Annotated in this window: 18 protein-coding genes and 1 pseudogene; 4 read left to right on the top strand and 15 right to left on the bottom strand. The window is 64.2% G+C overall.

Annotated features, from left to right (window positions below):
- Nucleotides 1–18 precede the first annotated feature (18 nt).
- The 4 genes and pseudogenes from NVV79_RS07875 to NVV79_RS07890 all read left to right on the top strand — a co-directional run bounded on the left by NVV79_RS07875 (nucleotide 19) and on the right by NVV79_RS07890 (nucleotide 5,944).
- Nucleotides 19–906, top strand: a complete 888-nt coding sequence (locus NVV79_RS07875; RefSeq protein WP_303987816.1) for a F0F1 ATP synthase subunit gamma — start codon at nucleotides 19–21, stop codon at nucleotides 904–906.
- Nucleotides 907–921: 15 nt separating this feature from the next.
- Nucleotides 922–2,360: pseudogene (gene atpD, locus NVV79_RS07880) on the top strand (F0F1 ATP synthase subunit beta).
- An 86-nt stretch (nucleotides 2,361–2,446) separates the two neighbouring features.
- The gene (locus NVV79_RS07885) at nucleotides 2,447–2,869 is read left to right on the top strand and encodes a F0F1 ATP synthase subunit epsilon (protein WP_303987818.1); all 423 of its coding nucleotides are present in this window, start codon (nucleotides 2,447–2,449) and stop codon (nucleotides 2,867–2,869) included.
- Nucleotides 2,870–3,772: 903 nt separating this feature from the next.
- Entirely contained in the window at nucleotides 3,773–5,944 is a 2,172-nt protein-coding gene (locus tag NVV79_RS07890) for a methyl-accepting chemotaxis protein (RefSeq protein ID WP_303987820.1), read from the top strand.
- 3 nt (nucleotides 5,945–5,947) lie between these two features.
- Here NVV79_RS07890 and NVV79_RS07895 read toward each other — a convergent pair whose 3' ends face one another.
- The 15 genes from NVV79_RS07895 to rplU form a co-directional block, all read right to left on the bottom strand.
- Nucleotides 5,948–6,634 (bottom strand): aspartate/glutamate racemase family protein, encoded by a 687-nt coding sequence (locus tag NVV79_RS07895; protein WP_303987822.1) that lies wholly within the window; start codon nucleotides 6,632–6,634, stop codon nucleotides 5,948–5,950.
- 5 nt (nucleotides 6,635–6,639) lie between these two features.
- The gene (locus tag NVV79_RS07900) at nucleotides 6,640–7,176 is read right to left on the bottom strand and encodes an RNA pyrophosphohydrolase (RefSeq protein WP_303987824.1); all 537 of its coding nucleotides are present in this window, start codon (nucleotides 7,174–7,176) and stop codon (nucleotides 6,640–6,642) included.
- 8 nt (nucleotides 7,177–7,184) lie between these two features.
- Nucleotides 7,185–8,312, bottom strand: a complete 1,128-nt coding sequence (locus NVV79_RS07905) for a divergent polysaccharide deacetylase family protein (protein ID WP_303987825.1) — start codon at nucleotides 8,310–8,312, stop codon at nucleotides 7,185–7,187.
- Nucleotides 8,313–8,409: 97 nt separating this feature from the next.
- A complete protein-coding gene (locus NVV79_RS07910; RefSeq protein WP_303987827.1) occupies nucleotides 8,410–9,834 on the bottom strand; it encodes a S41 family peptidase in 1,425 nt (474 codons plus the stop codon).
- A gap of 7 nt (nucleotides 9,835–9,841) precedes the next feature.
- On the bottom strand, nucleotides 9,842–11,236 hold the full coding sequence (locus NVV79_RS07915) for a murein hydrolase activator EnvC (RefSeq protein ID WP_303987828.1): 1,395 nt from the start codon (nucleotides 11,234–11,236) through the stop codon (nucleotides 9,842–9,844).
- Between the two features lie 105 nt (nucleotides 11,237–11,341).
- A complete protein-coding gene (gene rlmH, locus NVV79_RS07920; protein WP_303987830.1) occupies nucleotides 11,342–11,824 on the bottom strand; it encodes a 23S rRNA (pseudouridine(1915)-N(3))-methyltransferase RlmH in 483 nt (160 codons plus the stop codon).
- A gap of 9 nt (nucleotides 11,825–11,833) precedes the next feature.
- Nucleotides 11,834–12,160, bottom strand: a complete 327-nt coding sequence (gene rsfS / locus NVV79_RS07925) for a ribosome silencing factor (RefSeq protein WP_303988363.1) — start codon at nucleotides 12,158–12,160, stop codon at nucleotides 11,834–11,836.
- 244 nt (nucleotides 12,161–12,404) lie between these two features.
- Nucleotides 12,405–13,046, bottom strand: a complete 642-nt coding sequence (locus NVV79_RS07930) for a nicotinate-nucleotide adenylyltransferase (RefSeq protein ID WP_369684707.1) — start codon at nucleotides 13,044–13,046, stop codon at nucleotides 12,405–12,407.
- 5 nt (nucleotides 13,047–13,051) lie between these two features.
- Nucleotides 13,052–14,332 (bottom strand): glutamate-5-semialdehyde dehydrogenase, encoded by a 1,281-nt coding sequence (locus tag NVV79_RS07935; RefSeq protein WP_303987832.1) that lies wholly within the window; start codon nucleotides 14,330–14,332, stop codon nucleotides 13,052–13,054.
- Nucleotides 14,319–15,464, bottom strand: a complete 1,146-nt coding sequence (proB, locus tag NVV79_RS07940) for a glutamate 5-kinase (RefSeq protein ID WP_303987834.1) — start codon at nucleotides 15,462–15,464, stop codon at nucleotides 14,319–14,321. Before proB ends, NVV79_RS07935 begins: the two co-directional genes overlap by 14 nt.
- Nucleotides 15,464–16,507: a GTPase ObgE gene (obgE, locus tag NVV79_RS07945; protein ID WP_303987835.1), complete on the bottom strand. Its 1,044-nt coding sequence runs from the start codon at nucleotides 16,505–16,507 to the stop codon at nucleotides 15,464–15,466. Before obgE ends, proB begins: the two co-directional genes overlap by 1 nt.
- Complete coding sequence (locus NVV79_RS07950; protein WP_303987837.1) at nucleotides 16,504–17,040, bottom strand: GNAT family N-acetyltransferase; 537 nt, start codon at nucleotides 17,038–17,040, stop codon at nucleotides 16,504–16,506. Before NVV79_RS07950 ends, obgE begins: the two co-directional genes overlap by 4 nt.
- Before the next feature lie 2 nt (nucleotides 17,041–17,042).
- Complete coding sequence (locus tag NVV79_RS07955) at nucleotides 17,043–17,564, bottom strand: GNAT family N-acetyltransferase (protein ID WP_303987839.1); 522 nt, start codon at nucleotides 17,562–17,564, stop codon at nucleotides 17,043–17,045.
- Nucleotides 17,565–17,680: 116 nt separating this feature from the next.
- On the bottom strand, nucleotides 17,681–17,947 hold the full coding sequence (rpmA, locus tag NVV79_RS07960; RefSeq protein ID WP_303987841.1) for a 50S ribosomal protein L27: 267 nt from the start codon (nucleotides 17,945–17,947) through the stop codon (nucleotides 17,681–17,683).
- Nucleotides 17,948–17,959: 12 nt separating this feature from the next.
- The gene (rplU, locus tag NVV79_RS07965; protein ID WP_303987843.1) at nucleotides 17,960–18,745 is read right to left on the bottom strand and encodes a 50S ribosomal protein L21; all 786 of its coding nucleotides are present in this window, start codon (nucleotides 18,743–18,745) and stop codon (nucleotides 17,960–17,962) included.
- Between the last annotated feature and the right edge of the window lie 186 nt (nucleotides 18,746–18,931).

The raw sequence follows: 18,931 nt of genomic DNA on the forward strand, positions 1-18,931 counted from the left end.
CATGGAGGCGACAAGCCCATGGCTTCGCTAAAGGACCTCAAGAACCGGATCGACTCGGTCAAATCGACCCAGAAGATCACCAAGGCCATGCAGATGGTCGCGGCGGCCAAGCTCCGTCGCGCCCAGGAAGCGGCCGAAGCGGCGCGCCCCTATGCCGAACGCATGGGCAAGGTGCTGGCCGCACTCGGCGCGGTCTACGACGGTCAGGAAAATGCCCCCGTGCTGCTCGGCGGTACGGGCAAGGACCAGGTGCATCTGCTGGTGGTCGCCACCGGCGAGCGCGGCCTGGCGGGCGGCTTCAACTCCTCGATCGCCCGCCTGGCGCGTGAACATGCCGCCAAGCTGCTGAGCCAGGGCAAGACGGTCAAGATTCTCACCGTGGGCCGTAAGGGCCACGATATCCTGCGCCGCCAGTATCCGAGCAATATCGTCGATACCTTCAATTTCCGCGAGATCAAGCAGGTCGGCTTCGTCCAGGCCCAGCAGGTCGCGGACAAGGTGTTGGAGATGTTCAACGCCGGTGAATTCGACGTGGCGACGCTCTATTATGCCAAGTTCGGCAGCGTGATCAGCCAGGTGCCGACGGCCCAGCAGCTGATTCCGGCGAAGCTGGACAAGGCAGAGGGCGAAGGCGCGGCGGATGTTGCGGCCGTGCCCTATGAATATGAGCCGAGCGAAGAAGCCATCGTCGAAGACCTGCTGCCGCGCAATATCGCGGTGCAGATCCTCAAGGCCCTGCTGGAAAACTCCGCCTCGTTCTATGGCGCGCAGATGTCCGCCATGGACAATGCGACCCGGAATGCCGGCGAAATGATCGGCCAGCTGCAGTTGAGCTACAACCGTCAGCGCCAGGCCCAGATCACCAAAGAACTCATCGAAATCATTTCGGGCGCGGAAGCGCTCTAAGCGAAGGACAAACAAATGGCAGAGAAAAAGGCCGGTCGCGTATCGCAGGTCATCGGTGCTGTCGTGGACGTCACGTTCGACGACCACCTGCCCGCGATCCTGAACGCTCTCGAAACCACCAATAACGGCCAGCGCCTGGTGCTGGAAGTGGCGCAGCATCTCGGCGAAAACGCCGTGCGCACCATTGCCATGGACACGACCGAAGGTCTGGTGCGCGGCGCCGAAGTGGTCGATCTGGGCGGCGCCATCTCGGTGCCGGTCGGTGAAGCCACGCTGGGCCGCATCATGAACGTCATTGGCGAGCCGATCGACGAAGCCGGCCCGATCTCGGGCGAAGCCCGGCGCGAAATCCACCAGGACGCGCCCAGCTTTGCCGAGCAGAACCCGGAAAGCCAGGTGCTGGTCACCGGCATCAAGGTCGTGGACCTGATCGCTCCCTATGCACGTGGCGGCAAGATCGGCCTGATGGGCGGCGCCGGCGTGGGCAAGACCGTGCTGATCCAGGAACTGATCAACAACGTCGCCAAGGCGCATGGTGGTTATTCGGTGTTCGCCGGCGTGGGTGAACGCACCCGCGAAGGCAACGACCTCTACCACGAAATGATCGAATCGGGCGTGAACAAGGACCCGCATGAGAATGGTGGCTCGGCCGCCGGTTCGAAATGCGCCCTGGTGTTCGGCCAGATGAACGAGCCCCCGGTGCACGTGCCCGCGTGGCGCTGACCGGCCTCACCGTCGCCGAGAACTTCCGCGACCAGGGCCAGGACGTGCTGTTCTTCGTGGACAACATCTTCCGCTTCACCCAGGCCGGCGCCGAAATGTCGGCTCTGCTGGGCCGCATCCCCTCCGCCGTGGGTTACCAGCCGACGCTGGCGACCGACATGGGCGCGATGCAGGAACGCATCACCACGACCAACAAGGGCTCGATCACTTCCGTGCAGGCCGTGTATGTGCCCGCCGACGACTTGACCGACCCGGCGCCGGCGACCTCCTTCGCCCACTTCGACGCCGTGACCGTGCTGAACCGCGCCATCTCGGAAAAGGGTATCTACCCGGCCGTGGATCCGCTGGCTTCCAACTCGCGCATTCTCGATCCGCTGACCGTCGGTCAGGAGCATTACGAAGTCGCTCGCCGCGTGCAGGAAGTGCTGCAGAAGTACAAGGCGCTGCAGGACATCATCGCCATCCTGGGCATGGACGAACTGTCCGAAGAAGACAAGCTGACCGTGGCTCGCGCCCGCAAGGTCGAGCGCTTCATGAGCCAGCCCTTCGACGTGGCCGAAGTGTTCACCGGCTCGCCGGGCGTGTTCGTGCAGCTCGAAGACACGATCAAGGGCTTCAAGGGCCTGGTGGCCGGCGAATACGATCACCTGCCCGAGGCCGCCTTCTACATGGTCGGCACCATCGAAGATGCCGTCAAGAAGGCCCAGAAGCTGGCCGCGCAGGCTGCCTAATGCAATAGCCCGGGCTACGGCCCGGGTGCTATCTCGTAGTGGAGCCTGGATATCGTTCCGGGCTCCAGTGCCAAAGGACCAAAAGTATGGCTGAAGGCCTCAAGATCGAGATCGTGTCACCCGAGCGGCTGGTGCTGTCGGAAGTCGTGACCTCGGTTACCGTTCCGGGCACCGAGGGCTATTTCACCGTGATGGACGACCATGCGCCGTTCATGACGACGCTGCGCCCCGGCTTCATCACCGTGAACAGCAATGGCCAGGACGCGATCTTCTTCGTCCAGGGCGGTTTTGCCGATGTCTCGCCTGAAGGCCTGACCATCCTGGCCGAGCGTTCCGTGCCGGTTGCCGAATTCGACCATGCCGACCTCGCTGCGCAGATCAAGGCGGCAGAGGCCGAACTGGCCGCTGCCGCGACGCCGGAAGACAAGTCCTACGCCCAGGAAGTGGTCAGCGCCCTCTTGAACCTGGCTATCGAGGCCGGCCAGCTCAACCAGGGCCACGTCCACTAGGACATTTTCCCCAAGGCAAGATTTCAGACCCGGTCATGACTGATGTCGTGGCCGGGTCTTTTGGTTTTTCAGGCTGGGGCACCAGCCCACCCGACCTCGATGTCATCCCGGCCTTGAGCCGGACCCACCCCGAGATCACGCCACAGCTAGGTGGCTCGTGCCCAAACACCCCCACCCTCATTCCCTCCCCACAAGGGGGAGGGAAGCCTGGTCCGTGCTTGCGGAGACATTTGAGATGATCTTTGAGGGTCGATCTGGCGCCTCCCTCCCCCTTGTGGGGAGGGAATGAGGGTGGGGGAGCCACAACCACTGCGTCATGGTTGGACCAGCATCTGCCCACCCACCGGCGCCTCCCGTGGACTTGATCCGCGGGTCACTCCCAACACGACACAAGTGGCGAGAGACTCCCGGATCAAGCCCGGGGGGGGAAGCGCCCGACTTGTCCATCTTATCCCCCTCGCCAAAACCGCGCGTATCATCCCCCCATCTTCCGGGATACGGGCGGCGCTGCAGCGACGGGCGTCCGGAGGCCAGCCGGGGGAGTGGGGGTCGCGCTCCGCTCCGGGTCGAGCGGACGAGGCGTTTGGGCGGGGTGCTACGGCTAGCCGCCAGGGTCTGCGATCGCGCCGTCCGAGCAAGTCCCGGCATCCCGAGACGGCTTCCGTCTCATTACTAAATTTACCAGAGGCGAAGGCCGTCTCGGGATCCGCACGTCTATCGACAACCGCATCACAGGCGGCGCTTTGGCTCGTCCAGTGCAATCGATTGCACAAACTTTGGGCAAGCCTTTGATCTGGCTATCAAAATTGCACGGCATCAATACTCGCTTAACCAAACAGCCGCATTCTCTGTTCCGGGGAAGAGCTTCTCGGTCGGCCCAGAAGGGCTATTGGAGACACAGGAATGGGTTCGTTGCTCGGCAATATCCGCCTCACCTTCGCCATTGCGGCCATGGCGGTCTGTTCCATCACCATTGCCATCGGCGCGGTCCTCCTCGGGCTATTCATCAGCCTGACCAATACGGCCAGCCACGATGCGGAACAGGAAGTGGCCAGCGCCACGCGCATTACGGCGGAGATTCTCCAGGTCAACCTGCCCAGTCTCGAGATCGCTTCCGACGAGGCCGGCAATGTCGCAGCGCTTACCATGCGCTCCATGCCGCGCTTCCGCAGCCATGACGTTATCGACACTATTGCCCGGGTCTCCGGCCAGAATGCCGCCATCTATGTCTATGATGCCGAGGTCGGTCCGGACTTCGCCGTGGGGACGTCGAGCCTCGTCAAACCCGATGGTGAACGCCGGCTCGATACGCCCATCATCGCCGGCACGCCGCTTTTCGAAGCCATGATGGCCAATGAAGCGGTGCGCGACGAAGAGATCGTCGAGGGCGTTGGTTATTTCACGCTCTACCAGCCCATTGCCATGGCCGACGGTACCGTCATCGGCGCGCTGCTGGTGGCTGTGGCGCGTGCGCCGATCGAGGCTGTCGTGGGGCAGAATCTCACCATGCTGGTCGCCGTGGGCGGCGGGGCGCTGCTGATTATCGGCCTTCTGGCGCTGTTGCTTTCGCGGCTCCTGACCCGGCCCATTCCCCGGCTTTCCGGCGTGATGAGCGCGGTGGCCGAAGGTGGCTTGGATATCGAAGTGCCCTATACCGAGCGGCGCAACGAGATCGGTGCCATGGCGCGCGCGGTGGAGGTGTTCCGCGCCAATGCCGAGCGCGTGGCTGAGCTGGGCGAGGAAACCAACCGGCATCTGGTGGCGGCTGCAGACCATACTGGCCAGCTCAATGCTATTTCCATGTCGCAGATGGTGGCCGAGTTCAGCGTCACCGGCGAGGTGCTGACCGCCAACGAGAATTTCCGCAAGCTGTTCGGCTATGATCTTGCCGACATACAGGGGCAACCCAATGCGCTCTTCCTGTTCGATGCCGATCCGGAAGCACCAGCCTATCGCCAGTTCTGGCTCGATCTGGCTGCGGGCCAGTTCAAGGCGGGCGAATATCGCCGTCGTACGCGCGACGGCCGCGAAGTCTGGATCCAGAGCACGTTCAGCCCGATCCTGGGGCTCGACGGCGTCGTCTACAAGGTCGTGCAGTTTGCCACCGACGTCACCGCCCGCAAGCAGGCAGTCGCGGCGGTGGAGGCGGGGCTCAAGCAGCTTGCCGAAGGCAATCTGACCGGCATGATCGACACGACGTTCCAGGCGGAATTCGAAGACCTGCGTCATGCCCTCAACGGCACGGTGACCCGCTTCGCCGAAGTGGTCGGCCAGTTGCGTGGCACTTCGCGCTCGATCAAGGCCGCGACCGGGGAAATCCTTTCCGGTGCCAACGACCTTTCCGAGCGCACCACGCGCCAGGCCGCCACTATCGAAGAGACCGCTGCGGCCATGGAGACCCTGGCCGGCACGGTCGCCGTCAATGCGAAAATGGGGCAGGATGCCGCCGGCAAGGCGGGCGCGGTGTCGCGCTCGGCCGCCGAAAGCGGTGCCGTGATGGACCAGGCCAATGCGGCCATGGAGCGCATCACGACAAGCTCGGGCAAGATTTCCAACATTATCGGCATGATCGACGATATCGCCTTCCAGACCAACCTGCTGGCGCTGAATGCCTCCGTCGAAGCGGCGCGGGCGGGCGATGCCGGCAAGGGCTTTGCGGTGGTTGCCGTCGAAGTGCGCCGGCTGGCGCAGTCGGCTGCCAGCGCTTCGGCCGAGGTCAAGGCATTGGTCGAACAGTCGGCCAACGAGGTCAGGGGTGGCTCGCAACTGGTTTCGGACGCCGCGGCGCGCCTGGCCGAAATGGCCGAGGCCGTGCAACAGAACAACGCGCTGGTAGAGGCTATCGCCAAGGCCAGCGGCGATCAGGCCGTGGCCATCGACGAAGTCTCGATGGCCGTGCGTACGCTCGACGAGATGACCCAGCACAATGCGGCTCTGGTGGAAGAGACCAATGCCGCCATTGAGCAGACCGAGGCCCAGGCGCAGACGCTCGATGGTATCGTGGATATTTTCGTCATCGAGGACAGCGCGGAAGCGACCGCGACTCTTGCTCCGCCCCGAAAGCGGGTGGCGTAGCGGTCAGGCCAAAGCGGCGCTGACCAGCGCCTTGGCATGCAGCCCGGTCGTGTCATAGACCGGCAGCGGGCTCACCGAATCGTCGATCAGCATGGTGATTTCGGTGCAGCCCAGGATCACCGCCTCGGCCCCGCGCGCCGCCAGTCTTTCAATGGCATTGATGTAGATGCGCCGTGATTCCTCGCGCACGATGCCCCGGCACAATTCCTCGTAAATGATGCCGTTGAGGTTGGTGCGATCGACTTCGGGAATGAGCGCGGTCAGACCGCGCTGGGCCAGCCGATCGCGATAAAAGCCCATTTCCATGGTGAATCGCGTGCCCAGCAGTCCCACGGTCTCGAACTTATCCCCCAGCAGCGCATCGCTGGTAGGATCGGCGATATGCACGAAGGGTACCGTGATGGCGTTTGTGATCTGGTCGGCCACGATATGCATGGTGTTGGTGGCCAGGCCGATGACCTCGGCTCCAGCAGCCTCGAGGCCACGGGCAATATCCGCCAGCTGCCGCCCGGCGCCATCCCAGTCGCCTGCCGCTTGCATGTCGGCAATGGGTGCGAAGTCTACCGAGTGGACGATCAGCGGCGCCGAATGCAGCCCGCCCAGCCGCGAAGCAACATCCTGGTTGATGGCGCGGTAGTAATGCGCGGTGGATTCCCAGCTCATGCCGCCGATGAGGCCGATGGTTTTCATGCCGCCTATCCGAGGTTGAAACGCCGGGGAATGTCGGCGAAAGCCTCGACCACCTTGTCATAGGCGTCCCGCTTGAACGGCACGATCAGGCTGGGCAGGCGGCTCAGCTTTTCCCAGCGCCAGGCATCGAATTCGGCGGGGTGCTTGCCGCCGCCGGGCGCGAGCACGTCGATCTCGCTGTCCTTGCCGGTAAAGGCGAAGGCGAACCAGCGCTGGCGCTGGCCGCGATACTTGCCCTTGAGCGCGATGCCGAGCGCTTCATCCGGCAGGTCGTAGTAGATCCATTCCGGTGCCTCGGCCAACAGGCTCACGGCGCTGATGCTGGTTTCCTCGTGCAGCTCCCGCAAGGCGGCCTTCAGCGGGTCCTCGCCCTTGTCGATACCGCCCTGCGGCATCTGCCAGGGCGCACCCAGTTCGGCGCTCTGCTCGGGGTCGCCTTCGGCCTTGCGCCGGCCGATGAACACATCGCCGTCCTGGTTGAAGACGGCAATGCCGACGCAGTCGCGATAGGGCAGGGATTCACGGTCGGGGCGGGCAGGCATGGCAAACTCTATTTCATCAGGGCGCTGGCCGGTACCAGCACGATGCCCTTGCTTTCAAGGTCGCGCGACCATTCGGTGACGGCTGCGACCGATATGGGCAGCGCACTCACAATACCGACTGCCTGGCCGTTCTCCAACGCCTTGGCCTCAAGGCTGGCAAGCGCTGCGAGAATGGCCTGGCGCGACGGATTGGCGTCGATCACCAGGTCGGCGCGGGAGAAGGGCACCTTGTTGCCACCGGCAAGCTGGTTGGCCAGCGAGCGGTTGGAGGAGCCGTCATCGAGATAGCCCAGCCCGCGGGCGCCCAGCTCTTCCATGATGGGAGAGAAATCGGCGGCCGAGGCGGTGAAGCGGGCCCCCATATTGTTGATGACGCCGACATAGCCGCCGAAGCGGGCCATCAGCCAGAACAGCTTTTCGAGGTTGGCGCGCAAGGGCTCGCCGGTCAGCAGGGTCTGCGGACCGGGGTCGTTCTGCGGGAAATCGAACGGCTCGAGCGGGATTTCGAGCAGTACTTCATGGCCGGCCGAACGGGCCGCGGCCACTGTCGTGGTCAGCGTCTTGCCATAGGGGGCAAAGGCCAGCGTCACGTCGTCGGGCAACTGGTCGATGGCGTCGAGCGACCCCTGTTCATTGATGCCCAGGCCTGTGACCACGACGGCGATCATCGCCATGCCGCTGGTCGTTGCCGGGTCCACGGGGCGGGCATAGGCGGCAAACGGGGTCTGCCCTGATGTCGACATGCGGGGAATGGGGCCGGCGCCGGTTTCCTCGCTGAGTTCGGGCAGGGCGCCAAAAATGTCGGGCAGGCTGGCAATGGAGCCGGCATCGGACGTGCCCGATGGCACGCTGGTTATCGAGCTGCCGGCGTGGAATTGCTGGGGGTCGGCAGTGATGGTGACCGGGCCCGTGCTGACCTGATTGGCCACTTCATTGCTGTTGCGCGTCGAAGCGATGGCTACCTCCTGGCTGGGGCGGCCACCATTGGGGTCGTCGGTCAGTACCAGGCGCAGCACGAAGGCAACGGCAATGAGCGCCAGCACGGCGAAGAGCGTGCGCGCGACCGGCAGATGCGGACGCTGGGACCCGGACTTGCGCTTGCGCCCGGTCAGTGGCGTCGTCAGGTCATTGGCCATCGTTCATGCGTTCCACGATGCAAAGTCAGCGGGGGCGAGGCAGCGAATCAGCCGCCTCGCCCCCGCAGGGTTTCATAGCACAGCGGTTCGCCCGCCGTTATTCGGCCTTGGCCGGGAAGGCCGGATCGGTCTCGGCGCCATCGATCAGGCGGATGGCATATTGCAGTTGGGTGTCCTCGGCCTTTTCGGCCGGAACATAGACCGAGGAGCCAACGCTGGTTTCTTCCTGGCCTTCGATGGTGATATGGCCAGCCAGCCCCGCCTCGCCGATAATCTCGTCGCGACCCTGGAATTCCTCGGGCACGACCTGTTTGATCTCGATGTCGGGGGTGATGCCCAAAGCCTGGATCGAACGGTTGTTGGGCGTGTAGTAGCGGGCCGTGGTCAGCCGCATGGCACCGTCTGGCCCCAGCGAGATGATCGACTGCACGCTGCCTTTGCCGAAGGAACGGGTGCCCACCACGGTGGCGCGCTTGTGATCCTGCAGTGCCCCAGCCACGATCTCGGAAGCGGAAGCCGAGCCGCCATTGATCAGCACCACCAGCGGCACATCTGATATCATGGCATCGAGGGCGTCGGGCTGGGCGTCATAGCGGGCGCTTTCCTCGGGAATGCGGCCGCGCGTCAGCACCACTGCGCCCTGCTTGAGGAAGGCGTCGGCGACATAGACCGACTGGTCGACCAGCCCGCCCGGATTGTTGCGCAGATCCAGGATGATGCCCTTGGGCGCCACGCCGTCACGCGCGGCATAGATGTCCTTGATAGCCTTTTCGACGCCGACAAAGGCCTGTTCGGAGAAGCGGCTGAGCCGCAGCACGGCCACGTCGCCCTCACCCTCGGTCTCGCCGCCTTCCATGCTCCAGCGCACGGCGCGCATGGCGATGATGGCGCGGGTCAGCTCGAAGTCGAGCGGGTCGGTCACGCCTTCGCGGAACACGGTGATCTTGATGGAGCTGCCGATCGGTCCCCGCATCTTGGCCACGGCTTCGTCCAGGGTCAGGCCCTGCACCTGCACGCCGTCGATCTCGATGATGAGGTCGTTGGCCATGATGCCAGCCTTGGCGGCGGGTGTATCGTCGATGGGCGACACCACCTTGACGATGCCCTCTTCCATGGTGACTTCGATCCCGAGGCCACCGAATTCGCCCGAGGTGTCCTCGCGCATATCGTCATAGTCGGCCGGGGGCAGATAGCCCGAATGCGGGTCGAGCGAGGTCAGCATGCCCTGGATCGCGGCACGGATCAGCTCCTTCTCATCCGGCGGATCGACATATTCGGCGCGGATGCGATCGAAGATTTCGCCGAACAGGTTGAGGTCCGCATAGATCTCCAGCGGATCGCGGGACGCCGCGGCATTCTCCTCCGGGGTGGGCTCGGGCTGCTCGCCGCTGGGTGCCGGCTCAGCGGGCGGCGTCTGCTCCTCGATGGGCGCGGGCGTCGGCGTTTCCTGGGCGACCAGCAGGCCGGCAGGCAGCGACAACGCCAGAACGATGGCAGCAACGCGAAGGGAGGTCAGGCGCATGAGGGTTCTATCCACTCTGTGTCGGGTTTGCCCACCATCCGGTTGGATCGACGGGCTCGTTGTTATGACGGAGTTCAATATAGAGGGTCGGCTGGGCGGCGCCAGCGTTGGTGGTTATCGAGCGCCCAATTGTGCGTGATCCCATGGTGCCCAGAGGCATGCCCATCTGCACGAATTGGCCGATATCGACAGTCACGGTTTCAAGGCCTGCAAGCAGGGCGGTGTAGTTCTGCCCCGTATTGAGAATGACGATCTGGCCATAATTGAGGTAGGGGCCCTTATAAAGCACCCAGCCGTCTGATGGCGCCACCACCTGCGCTTCGGCACGGGTGACCACAGATATGCCGTGGCTGATGCCGCCAAAGCCGTCGCCAGCGCCATAATCGAGTACGTTGACGCCATTGGTCGGCATAGTCAGGTAGCCGCGAGCGGCAGCAAAGGGAATGGCCGGCTCGGTACGGGCGGAATTGGCCAGCGCGACCCGAACCTGTTCGGGCGTCAGCGCGGGCGCATCCGGATCGACGGCGGGGCCAGCGGTGGAAACCGAACTGGCCCGTTCCGACAGGCTTCCGATCAATTCCTGCAGGCTCGTGGCGCGAGCGGCGAGGGCGACGGCTTCGGCTTCCTCGGCGGCCAGTTCATCGCTGCGCACTTCGATGCCCTGCTTGCGCGCGACGATCAGGGTGGCAATGCGCAGCCGTTCCTCCTCCAGCACCGCGTAATTGGCCTTGAGCGTCGCCTCTTCTTCCAAGGCCTGCAGCTTGATATCGGTCAGCGCCTTGAGGTCTGATGTCACTGCATCTGCCTTGGCGCGCAGTTGCGGCACGATGGCTGATATGAGAATGGCGCTGCGAGCCGAGCCCAAAGCATCGTCGGGGTCGACGATCAGGGCCGGCGGCGGGTTGAGGGTGATGCGCTCCAGCGCCGCCAGCACATTGGCGATTTCGGCATTGGAGCCGTCGAGCCGTCCACGTACCTCGAGCTCGTTGACGATGAGGTCGGACAGCCGCTGTTCGACATCGGCGACTTCGATCTCGGCGATGCTGACGCGCTGGGCGGCGGCGATGAGCGCAGCATTCTGCCGCGTGCGATCGCCCTCCATTTCGGCGATTTCGGCCTTGAGCGTCTCGATACGCTCCTGGCTGAGCGTCAGCGAGGCCTCGATTTCTTCGAGATCGGCCGGGGTCGGTGCGGCCGGTCCGGCCGGCGTTTCGGGTGCCGCAGGCCTTGTCGGCTCTGCGGCGGGTTCCGTGGCCGGAGCAGGTGGGGGTGTTTCAACCGGCGCGGTTTCGGCGGGCGTGGCAGAGGGCTCGGTCTGGGCGAGCAGGGGCAGGGTTGCGGTGCCGGTCAGCAGCAGGCCGGCCAGCAGGATTGTCAGTCTTTTGCCCGGCCTCAGCGCCATGACGTCTCCAACAGGCGCACGCGCCCGAATCAATCGGGCCACAATAGCAAAGTGCCCGCAAACCGCAGGTTAACGTTGCTTAACCATGCCGTGATTGCCGGCGGTTCAATCGCCACGATGATAGGGGTGTCCGCTCAGGATCGTCGTGGCGCGATAAAGCTGTTCGGCCAGCATGATGCGCACCAACTGGTGCGGCCAGACCATGGGCGAAAAGCTCAGCACCAGGTCGGCTGCTTGCACGAAGGCCGGGTCCAGGCCGTCGGCGCCGCCGATCACGAAGCTCACGGCCGGACGGCCATCGTCGCGCCAGCGGGCGAGCTGTCTGGCGAATGGTTCCGAGCCGATGGATTTGCCACGCTCATCGAGCGCCACAACCACGCCATCGGGCAGGGCGGCACGCAGCGCCTTGGCCTCGTCAGCCTTGCGGCTGGCCGAGGAGGACGCGCGGGATTCGCTGAGTTCGGTGACATCAAAGCCGGTCAGCGTCAGCGGCTTGCCGCCGCCGGCAGCGCGATCGAGATAGCGGGCAACCAGTTCCCGCTCCGGTCCGGCCTTCATCCGGCCGACAGCCGCAATCGTGATGCGCATCGATGAAGGCTAGTGGGCGTCGGCGGCGAAGTCCGCCTGCCACATCTTCTCGATATTGTAGAATTCGCGCACTTCGGGGCGGAAGATGTGGACGATGACGTCGCCGGCATCGACCAGGACCCAGTCGCAATGCGGCAGGCCTTCCACGCGCGGCTTGCCGTAGCCGGCCTCGCGCAGGGCGGTGATCATCTGGTCGGCCACGGCGCCGACATGGCGCTGCGAACGGCCGGAGGCCACGACCATGTGGTCGGCCAGCGAGGACTTGCCGGTGATATCCACGGCAACGATCTCCTCGGCCTTGGCATCGTCAAGGCAATCAAGGATTACATCGATCATGGGGCGTTCCGGGGCCGCGACGGGCACTTCGGACTTGGTGACGGTGTTCTCGGGCAGCGCGGCCATCAGCAATGGCCTTCCGCCCATGCCAGTGCATGGGTCATGCGTGGGGTCAGCATCCTTGGTTGTTGATCGGAATGTTGCAGGCGTTTGGCAAACGGCAAGCAGTCAGTTCCTGTTCCGGTGACTAAAAATCACACGCTTCAATATGCGCTTTACGTGACAGTTTCGCAAGATTGGGGCGTCACTTTGGCTTAACGTGTTGCCGGCCTGCCCTTATGGCGGAGGAAGAGAGCGGCGATTGCTGGCCATGGAGATAGACCCAGGCCGGCGGCGGGAGCGAAGCCAGACGCGGTGCGTCGTCCTCATCGATGCGCCAACGCGCCAGGTAGCTGGCGGCCATCGAGACCGGCGCCAGCCGGCTGGAGCCGGGGCGGACATAGACCGCCATGGGCACCATGGCTGCGATTTCCCGCCAGCGCTCCCAGCGGTTGAAATCTACCAGATTATCGGCACCCATGATCCAGACAAAGCGTCGGTCGGGCATGGTCTTGGTCAGGAAACGGATGGTCTGCCAGGAATAGGTGAAGCCCTGTGCCGCCTCGAAGCCGGTGACGCGGACCTTGGGATGGTCGAGCAGGCGCCGCGCGGCCTGGACGCGGTCGGTCAGTGGCGCCAGCTCGGTATGGTTCTTGAGCGGATTGCCTGGGGTCACCAGCACCCAGAGCGCATCGAGCTCCAGCCGGCGCAGCGTCTCCTCGACGACCAGGCGATGCCCGTCATGGATGGGATTGAAGCTGCCGCCGAACAGGCCGATGCGCATGCCGCTGCCGGATGGAGGCAGTTCGGTAATCCCGGGAATGCGGAGGGGATGGCGCAGGGTCAAAGGGGTCAGGGTCTCGTCTGGCCATTACCGCGGACGCGGTATTTGAAGCTGGTGAGCTGTTCGACACCGACTGGGCCGCGCGCATGCATCTTGCCGGTGGCAATGCCGATCTCGCCGCCAAAACCGAATTCGCCGCCATCGGCAAACTGGGTCGAGGCATTATGCAGCAGGATGGCGCTGTCGATCTCGTTGAAGAATTTTTCGACCGCGGCGGCATCCTCGGCGAGGATCGCCTCGGTGTGGTGGCTCGAATAGTGCTCGATATGGGCGATGGCCGCTTCGACACTGTCGACGATTTTCACAGAGATGATGGCGTCCTCATATTCAGTCTTCCAGTCTTCCTCGGTCGCCGCTTTGGCTTCCGGGACCAGTGCCATCACCGCAGCGTCGCCCCGGATTTCGCAGCCCTTGGCGATGAGCGCGTCGATGATGGGCTTGAGGTGGGTGGCGACCACATCCTTGTGGACCAGCAAGGTCTCCGCCGCGCCGCAGATGCCGGTGCGGCGCATCTTGGCGTTGAGGGTGACGCTCACGGCCTTTTCAAGGTCGGCGCTCCTGTCGATATAGACATGCACCAGCCCTTCGAGATGGGCGAAGACCGGGACGCGCGCTTCATCCTGCACGCGAGCGACCAGGGTCTTGCCGCCGCGCGGCACGATGACGTCGATATTGCCGCCGAGGCCCTTGAGCATTTCGCCCACGGCGGCGCGGTCGATCGTGGGCACCAGTTGCACGCATTCGACCGGCAGGCCGGCCAGATGCAGGCCATCGAGCATGCATTCGACAATGGCATGGCTCGAATGGAAACTGTCGCTGCCACCGCGCAGGATCACGGCATTGCCCGACTTGATGCAGAGGGCGCCGGCATCGGCCGTCACATTGGGGCGGGATTCGAAAATAACGCCGATGACGCCGAGCGGCGTGCGTACGCGCTCGATATGCAGGCCATTGGGCCGATCCCATTCGGCGATGGTAGTGCCGACGGGGTCGGGCAGTTCGGCAATGGTCTTCACCGCCTCGATAATGCCGTCAATGCGCGCATCGGTCAGTAACAGGCGGTCGAGGAAGGCCTTGGAAATGCCCTTGGACTGGGCGGCTTCCATATCCTTGGCATTGGCTGCGAGGATTTTCTTGCGATGCGCATTGATGGCGCCGGCGGCGGTGAGCAAGGCGGTGCGCTTCTGCTCCGATGTGGCGATGGCCAGGGCCCGCGCGCCGATGCGAGCCTTTTGGCCGATTTCGGCCATGATATCCGTGACGGACCTTTCAGCCTCAAGCGCGCTCATTGCTGTCCTCCTTCGTGCCCACCAGCACCAGGTTATCCCGATGTACCATGGCGCCGCGATTGCCCGAGCCGAGCAGTTCGATCACCGCATCGCTGCGCTTGCCGATGACCAGGCGTGCATCCTCGCTGTCGAAACCGGCCAGGCCCCGGGCGATTTCCATGCCGTCGGGATTGAGCACGGCCACGGTATCGCCGCGCTCGAATGCACCGGTGACTTTCGTCACGCCGATCGGCAGCAGCGACTTGCCGGTCAGCAGCGCCCGCGCCGCGCCGGCATCGACCGTCAGGGTGCCTGATACGGCCAGCGTGCCCATGATCCAGCGCTTGCGCGCCTGCGCCCGGCTCTGGGCAGCATGGAACAAGGTGTGGCGGGTGCCCTGGGTCAGCGCCCGCAGCGGATGGCTCTCGGTGCCTTTGGCGATGATCATGGCCGTGCCGGCCTGGGTGGCGATCTTGCCGGCTTCGACCTTGGTGGTCATGCCGCCGCGCGACAGGTGGCTTGCCGCGCCGCCCGCCATGGCCTCGATGGCAGGCGTGATGGACTTGATCACGGGCAGGTGCTCGGCAGCGGGGTCCCTGGCTGGGGGAGCGGTGTAGAGCCCATCCACGTCGGAAAGCAGCACCAGGCAATCGGCCTCGATCATGGTCGCGACGCGGGCCGACAGGCGGTCATTGTCGCCATAGCGGATTTCCGCAGTGGCGACGCTGTCATTCTCGTTGATGATGGGAATGGCGCCCAGGCCCAGCAATGTCGCAATCGTGGTGCGGGCGTTTAGGTAATAACGCCGCTCCTCGGTGATGTTGGGCGTGATGAGGATTTGTCCGGTGACGATGTCGTGTCGGCCAAGCGCCTCGGCCCAGGCCTGGCTGAGGGCGATCTGCCCGGCGCTGGCCGCGGCCTGGCTCTGTTCCAGCGTCAGCGCTACGGCGCTCAGGCCCAACAGCCCTCGGCCCAGCGCGATAGCGCCGGAAGAAACGATGACCACGTCTCGCCCCTCGGCCTTGAGCGCGGCAATATCGGTGGCGAGGTCGGCCAGCCATGCGGCGCGGAGCCGCCCTGCCTTGTCGACGAGCAGGGCCGAGCCGATCTTGATGGTCAGGCGCTTATAGGGCGCAAGGGCATTGGCGCTCATCAGGGGGCCCAGTTCGGCTCGGTCTTGCGGCGGGTAGCTTCGAGCCGCGCTGCCTTTTCGGCATCCAGCGTCTCGATCACGCCGTAGAGTACCTGGTCGACCCCTTGGCCGGTAACCCCCGAGACCTGCAGCACATCCTGCTTGCTGAGCTTTTTCAGCGCCTTGACCTTTTCCTTGAGGTCATCAGGCGCGATGGCGTCGGTCTTGTTGAGCACCACGATTTCCGGCTTTTCCGCCAGCCTTTCGTCATAGGCAGCCAGTTCGGTGCGGATGGTCTTGTAGGCCAGCTTCACATCGTCCTGCGTGCCGTCGATCAGGTGGATCAGCACGCCGCAGCGCTCGACATGGCCGAGGAACCGGTCGCCGATACCCGCGCCCTCGCTGGCCCCTTCGATCAGGCCCGGAATATCGGCCAGCACGAAATCACGCTCGCCGATCGAGACGACGCCGAGGTTGGGATGGAGCGTGGTGAAGGGATAATCGGCAATCTTGGGCTTGGCGGCCGAGACGGCGGCGAGGAAGGTCGATTTACCGGCATTGGGCAGGCCGACCAGGCCAGCATCGGCGATGAGCTTGAGCCGCAGCCAGACCCATTTTTCCGTGCCCACCTGGCCCGGATTGGCACGACGGGGGGCCTGGTTGGAGCTGGTCTTGAAATGGGCATTGCCGAAGCCGCCATTGCCGCCACTGAGCAGCACGACGCGCTGGCCCACCTCGGTCATGTCGGCAATCAGCGTCTCGTTGTCGTCCTCGAAGATCTGCGTCCCGACAGGCACGCGCAGGACCACGTCGGTGCCATCGGCGCCGGTGCGCAGCTTGCCCATACCATGGGTGCCGGTCTTGGCCTTGAAATGCTGCTGGTAACGATAGTCGATCAGCGTATTGAGCCCATCGACGCATTCGATGACGACATCGCCACCGCGTCCGCCATTGCCGCCATTGGGGCCGCCGAATTCGACGAATTTTTCGCGCAGGAACGATACCGCGCCGGCACCGCCGTCGCCGGAGCGAACATAGACCTTGGCCTGATCGAGAAACTTCATTTGCTTGAGGCCTTCCAGACGCTGCGCGTCATTATCGTGTCGATATGCTCCACCTCGGCGCCGCGCGCAAGGCAGAGCAGGGTGGAGCGGCCGGTTTGGGTAAATCCGAGCTTGGTCTGGATGGCCAGCGAAGCCGCGTTGAAATGGAACACGCCGGAATAGACTTCTGGGATGTCCGAGGCGGAAAACAGCCAGTCGAGGCTGGCCGTGACCGCTTCGGTCATGATACCGCGGCCCCAGAAGGGGCGGCCCAGCCAATAGCCGATAATGGGGCCATCGGGGCCGCGATGAAAACCGACCTGGCCGACCATGCCACTATCCGGCAGGTCGATGGCGAAATTGGTTTCCTCGAGCGGCAGGTTGGGCAGGCGGGTGCGCAGCCAGGCCCGTGCATCGCTCAGGTGATAGGGAAAGGGCACGCGCGCCAGATTGCCGGCGACCTCGAAATCGTTGAGGTAGCGGGCAATGGCTTCGGCGTCGCCGACCTGGGGCTGGCGCAGGATGAAGCGGGGCGTGCGCAGGGTGACGTTCATGATCAGAACTCCAGCCGCATCTGCATGACCCGCTGGTCGGCCAGCGTGCCGGCGGCATCAACGGTTTCGCCGGTCTCGATGAAGCCAACCTTGCGCAATACATTGCGCGAGCCGGCATTGCTCAGCAAGGCGCGGGACTGCAAAGCCGGGCAACCTGCCTGCCGCGCGGCGATGACCACGGCATGGGCGGCCTCGGTGGCGTAGCCGTGGCCCCAATAAGGCTCGCCCAGCCAATAGCCCAGCGCCGGCGGCGACCCATCGGCGAAGGTCAGGCCGACAATGCCCATGAATGTAGCATCGGCCAGGATGGCGTAGCACAGCTCCTCGGGGCTCGGGACGATCTGCTCGATGAAAAAGCGGGCGTCGGTCTCGGTATAGGGGAAGGGCAGCCGCGACATGACTTCATGGATGCGCTGGTTGTTGGCCAATCGCGCGATATCGGAAGCATGCGCCAGGGTGGGCATGGCCAGCACCAGGCGATCCGTCGTCAGCGTGGCGGGAAGGCTGTCCTTGAGAGCGTCCATCTGCGGTCTGCCTGAATGCGAAAAGGGGAACCGGCGAACCGGTTCCCCTTCAATTTCGCTTGCTGCGAACGCGAGCCGGGGAACTGGTCACCGGCTGGTTCGAAGGACCTGCCGGGTTATTCGGCGGCCTCTGCCGGGTCGACGGAAACGAAGACCTGCGAATTCGCACGGGTGCGGAACGACACCGAGCCGTCCACGAGTGCGTAGATGGTGTGATCCTTGCCCAGGCCGACGCCGGTGCCGGGGTGCCACTTGGTGCCGCGTTGGCGGATGATGATGTTGCCGGCGATGACGGCTTCGCCACCGAACTTCTTCACGCCGAGACGACGGCCAGCGGTATCACGACCGTTGCGGGATGAACCGCCTGCTTTTTTGTGTGCCATGGTGCGGGCTCCTTACTTCGTCTTGTCTTCGGCCTTGTCGGCCACGGCTTCCTGGTCGACCTTGGCGCGCGGGGGCTTGCCAGCGACCAGATCCTTGGCCTGGGCAACCCATTCGTCGCGCTCAGCGCGGCCACGCAGGTCGAGCTCTTCGTCGAACTTGGCGATATCGGCCTTCTTCCAGGCAGCGATCTGGGTGAGGCTGGTGACGCCGGCGGCGTTCAGCTTCTTTTCCAGCGCCGGGCCAACGCCACCGATGAGCTTGATGTCATCGTTGAAATCGGCGGCAGGCTTGGCGGCCTTCTTGGGCGCAGCGGCCTTGGCTTCGGTCGCGGCTTCAGCCTTGGGCTCTGCCTTGGCCTTGGGAGCGGCGGCCTTGGGGGCAGCGGTCTTGGCTTCAGCGGTCTTGGTTTCAGCCTTGGCCTTGGCGGGCTTTGCCTCGGTCACGGCATCGGTCTTGGTCGCGACGCCGGCAGCCTTGATGGTCGGCTTGGCGCCGCCGGTCAGGATTTCGGTGATGCGCACGGTCGACAGCAACTGGCGGTGGCCATTGCGACGACGATAATTGTGGCGACGGTTCTTCTTGAGAATGATGACCGTCTTCTGCTTGCGGGTCTCGAGCAGTTCGGCAGCGACGAGCGCGCCTTCGACGAGCGGTGCACCGACGGTGTCACCAACCATCAGCACCTGGTCGAAGGTGACGATGGTGCCGGCTTCGGCATCGAGCTTTTCAATCTTGAGAACGTCGTTGGCGGCAACCTTGTACTGCTTGCCACCGGTCTTGATCACGGCGAAAGTCATAGCTTAACCGGGAGCGTCAAACGCCCGGTCCCATTGTGTCGCGCTCTGTGGCGCCGCAGGTTTTTGGCCCTTTTCCTGCGGACTTCGAATGGATGCCGGTGCGAACCGGCGGCCAGCCTCGAACAGCGTTTTCAAACAAAGAAAAGCGCGCCAGCAGGGCCAGCGCACGTTTCGTGGGCGCTTATC

Source organism: Devosia ginsengisoli, from assembly GCF_024707105.1.
In the GTDB taxonomy this organism is placed as follows: Bacteria; Pseudomonadota; Alphaproteobacteria; order Rhizobiales; family Devosiaceae; genus Devosia; species Devosia ginsengisoli_A.